Below are 3,466 nucleotides of genomic sequence, written 5' to 3'. Positions count from 1 at the left end.
CTCTCTCCTGCGGTTTTTATTAGATGGCTGCTTCGCCAATTTCACCCGTTCTAATCCGCACCACGTGCTGCAGATCAAATACAAAAATTTTGCCATCGCCAATTTTGCCGGTGTTAGCGGCTTTTTCGATGACTTCTAGCGTTTGCTCTAGCTGATCATCGCCAATCGCTACTTCTACTTTCACCTTAGGCAGAAAATCCACCACGTATTCAGCGCCACGATACAACTCGGTATGCCCTTTTTGGCGGCCAAAACCTTTCACCTCGGTAACGGTTAAACCCTGTACGCCAATTTCAGACAAGGCTTCGCGAACTTCATCGAGCTTGAACGGCTTAATAATCGCAGACACGAATTTCATGGGGTGCTCCTTTAAAAAGGGTGGTGTACTCACATATCAGCACAAAGCATGCCAAGCAATAAATCAACCAAACTTCAGAGGCTTAGCAAAACCATGCACCAACAATAGACGTTCTATGGTGCACTGCAACTAAATTTTGCACCAGAGTAGTGCGCATCACCCAACTCAGTGCAAATGTAAAACATCTGGCAACCAAGCCTAATTACAGCCGCTTCTGCTAAACTAAAACCCAATCAAACAAGGAGCACCACACCATGTTAAAAGACAAATTTTTTGACGAAATCGCCAGCAAAATCTCAGAAGCGATTGCCGCCAGCCCTGCTAAAGATATGGAAAAAAACGCCCGCGCCATGATGGCATCGGCCTTTACTAAAATGGATTTGGTGACCCGCGAAGAGTTCGAAATTCAACAAGAAGTACTACTACGCACCCGTGAGAAATTGCACGAGTTAGAAGCCAGGATTAATGAGCTAGAAACCAAGCTACACGCCAACAATCCACAAGACGCACTATGATTTTTAGCCGTAAAGCCCCCGAATCATTACAAACCAAGCGTTTAAGCTTGGTTCAAGCAGACCCTAAGCAGGCCAAGTTATGGGCTGGTTTTCAGCAGCAAAACCGCCCCCATTTGGCCCCTTGGGATCCGCTACGTGATGAAGAGTTTTTTACGGCATTCGCTTGGCAGCTAAGATTAGAAAATGCGCGACTGCAATATCAGCAAGGCTCAGCGATTCACTGGGCCTTATTAGATAAAAGCAGCGGTGAAATGCTAGGGCAATGTAGCTTCAGTAATATTGTGCAAGGCCCTTTTATGGCCTGCCATCTGGGCTACTCACTCGCGGCCAGCGCTGAAGGCAAAGGACTGATGTTTGAAGCACTCAGCACCGCCATCGAGCATCTATTTAGCACTTGGGATTTACACCGTATTATGGCCAACCATATCCCGAGTAACCTGCGTAGCGCTCAGCTATTACAACGCTTGGGTTTTGAAAAAGAAGGCTACGCACGCTCTTACTTAAAAATTGCAGGGCAATGGCAAGATCATGTTTTAAATTCATTGATTAATCCGGCCCATTGCCAAGTAAGCGTATAAAAATAGCCTCGCTATTAACAAAAGAAACGACTGGCCACCTAAACGCCAGCCAAGCCCCAAAGTGACCTTACACACTATACCAAGCCATATCGCAGCCTGTACCATTCGCCACTTTTAGACCTGAAAGTTTATCGAAAGGAAACATAATAATGAATAAATATGCAGCAGAGTTCATTGGCACATTTTGGTTAGTACTTGGCGGTTGCGGCAGTGCGGTATTAGCAGCAGCCTTCCCCAGCCTTGGAATTGGCTTTGTAGGTGTTTCCTTAGCTTTTGGTCTTACCGTTCTAACCATGGCCTACGCGATAGGCCATATTTCTGGCTGCCATCTAAACCCTGCTGTTTCGATTGGTTTATGGGCTGCCAAGCGCTTCCCAGCCAACCAACTTATCCCTTATATCGTTGCCCAAGTTTTAGGCGGAATTGTTGCCGCAACCGTGCTGTATTTTATTGTGACCGGTAAGGCAGATTTCACGACTCTAGGTGGCTTTGCTTCAAATGGCTACGGTGATTACTCACCTGGTAAGTTTTCCATGAGTGCGGCATTGATTACTGAAGTTGTAATGACTATGATGTTTCTGATCATCATCTTGGGCGCTACAGATAAACGCGCTCCACAAGGCTTTGCACCGATTGCCATTGGTCTGGGCCTCACGCTAATCCACTTGATCAGCATTCCCGTGACCAACACATCGGTAAATCCTGCTCGTAGTACCGCAGTAGCGCTATTTGCAGGTAACTTTGCCACTAGCCAGCTTTGGTTATTCTGGCTTGCGCCAATTATTGGTGCCATCTTAGGCGCCGTGGTTTACCGCTTTATTGGCGGTGAAGATCAGCCTGCTTAAGCGGGCCATTAAAGCGCGACTTAATCCCAAGCGCGCTATGTTGGGCTAATTTAAACAAGGATGCAGCAATGAATGCCATACCTCATGGATACCATACCGCAACGCCTTACTTGATAGTCAACGATGCGGCTAGCGCAATTGAGTTTTATAAAAGCGCCTTTAATGCCACGGAAGTCATGCGCTTAGCCGACCCTAGCGGCAAAATCGCTCACGCCGAAGTTAAAATCGGTGACTCATCCATTATGCTGGCCGACGAGCATCCAGACATGGGTTATGTAAGCCCTGCCGCTTTGGGTAATTCACCGGTTAGCATCATGCTATACGTAGAAAATGTCGATGCTGCTTTTGATCATGCAATAAACCGCGGTGCGGTTGAGCTACGAGCCGTGAGCGATCAGTTTTATGGCGATAGAATTGGCACACTCAAAGACCCATTTGGCCATATCTGGAGCCTTGCCACACATATTGAAGATGTATCCCCAGAGGAAATCAATAAGCGCTTTGCAGCGTTTTTTACTCAGTAAAAGGTAGCCCGTAAACGCAAAATCGTCATCCCCGAATATTTTAGTCGGTGATCCAGTAACGCCGCTAGATTCCCGCCAAAGGCATGCGGGAATGACGACATTTCGAAAATGGGAAATTAATTTGAACCTGATCCTAAGTAAATAATTCAAACGCAAAAAAGCCGATCTAGGTGATAGATCGGCTTTTTTACTTTTTTAGAGGTTGCGGAGCCGACCGATAAGCCGGGTTTTGTAGCCTTGAGTTACCCCAAGGTGACAGTCATTCCTCTAGGCCCAGTATTGCTACTGGGCTCGTGCAACCTACCCGTAGACTCGGCGGGCCACCTCAACGTCTACTGCTTGGTCTTGCTCCGGATGGGGTTTACCCTGCCGTCCGTGTTACCACGTCCGCGGTGCGCTCTTACCGACAAGCCTTGCGGCCTGCATCCCTGACGGGAACACCTTTTCACCCTTACCTGATCCCAATCCAGCCTTGTATCAATAAAGGCTTTCAACTTGGGCCATTGGCGGTTCAGCTCTCTGTTGCACTTTCCGTCGCCTTGCAACGCCCGGTCGTTAACCGGCATCCTGCCCTATGGAGCCCGGACTTTCCTCCCCCATACCCTAAAAGTATGGCAGCGACTGTCTAGCCTGCTCCGCAGCGGCG

The 3,466-nt window shown here is 48.0% G+C and carries 5 protein-coding genes and 1 other RNA gene; 4 read left to right on the top strand and 2 right to left on the bottom strand.

The annotated features are described in order from the left end of the window. Positions 1–19 precede the first annotated feature (19 nt). Positions 20–358, bottom strand: a complete 339-nt coding sequence (gene glnK / locus Q0R17_RS11150; RefSeq protein WP_293935155.1) for a P-II family nitrogen regulator — start codon at positions 356–358, stop codon at positions 20–22. 254 nt (positions 359–612) lie between these two features. On the opposite strand from glnK, the gene Q0R17_RS11145 reads away from it, so the two are divergent. The 4 genes from Q0R17_RS11145 to Q0R17_RS11130 all read left to right on the top strand — a co-directional run bounded on the left by Q0R17_RS11145 (position 613) and on the right by Q0R17_RS11130 (position 2,820). Beyond that, positions 613–873: an accessory factor UbiK family protein gene (locus Q0R17_RS11145; RefSeq protein WP_293935151.1), complete on the top strand. Its 261-nt coding sequence runs from the start codon at positions 613–615 to the stop codon at positions 871–873. Continuing rightward, positions 870–1,451, top strand: a complete 582-nt coding sequence (rimJ, locus tag Q0R17_RS11140; protein WP_293935150.1) for a ribosomal protein S5-alanine N-acetyltransferase — start codon at positions 870–872, stop codon at positions 1,449–1,451. Before Q0R17_RS11145 ends, rimJ begins: the two co-directional genes overlap by 4 nt. A gap of 149 nt (positions 1,452–1,600) precedes the next feature. Further along, positions 1,601–2,296, top strand: coding sequence for an aquaporin Z (aqpZ, locus tag Q0R17_RS11135; RefSeq protein ID WP_293935147.1), 696 nt, complete (start codon positions 1,601–1,603; stop codon positions 2,294–2,296). Positions 2,297–2,364: 68 nt separating this feature from the next. Next, a complete protein-coding gene (locus Q0R17_RS11130; protein ID WP_293935144.1) occupies positions 2,365–2,820 on the top strand; it encodes a VOC family protein in 456 nt (151 codons plus the stop codon). A gap of 202 nt (positions 2,821–3,022) precedes the next feature. Here the strand turns inward: Q0R17_RS11130 and rnpB are convergent. Beyond that, an RNA gene (gene rnpB, locus Q0R17_RS11125) (RNase P RNA component class A) lies at positions 3,023–3,457 on the bottom strand. Positions 3,458–3,466 lie beyond the last annotated feature (9 nt).

Source organism: Iodobacter sp. (assembly GCF_025352645.1).
Classification (GTDB): domain Bacteria; phylum Pseudomonadota; class Gammaproteobacteria; order Burkholderiales; family Chitinibacteraceae; genus Iodobacter.
The sequence above is the reverse complement of the archived record's forward strand: the minus strand, read 5'-3'. Positions and strand labels throughout refer to the sequence as shown.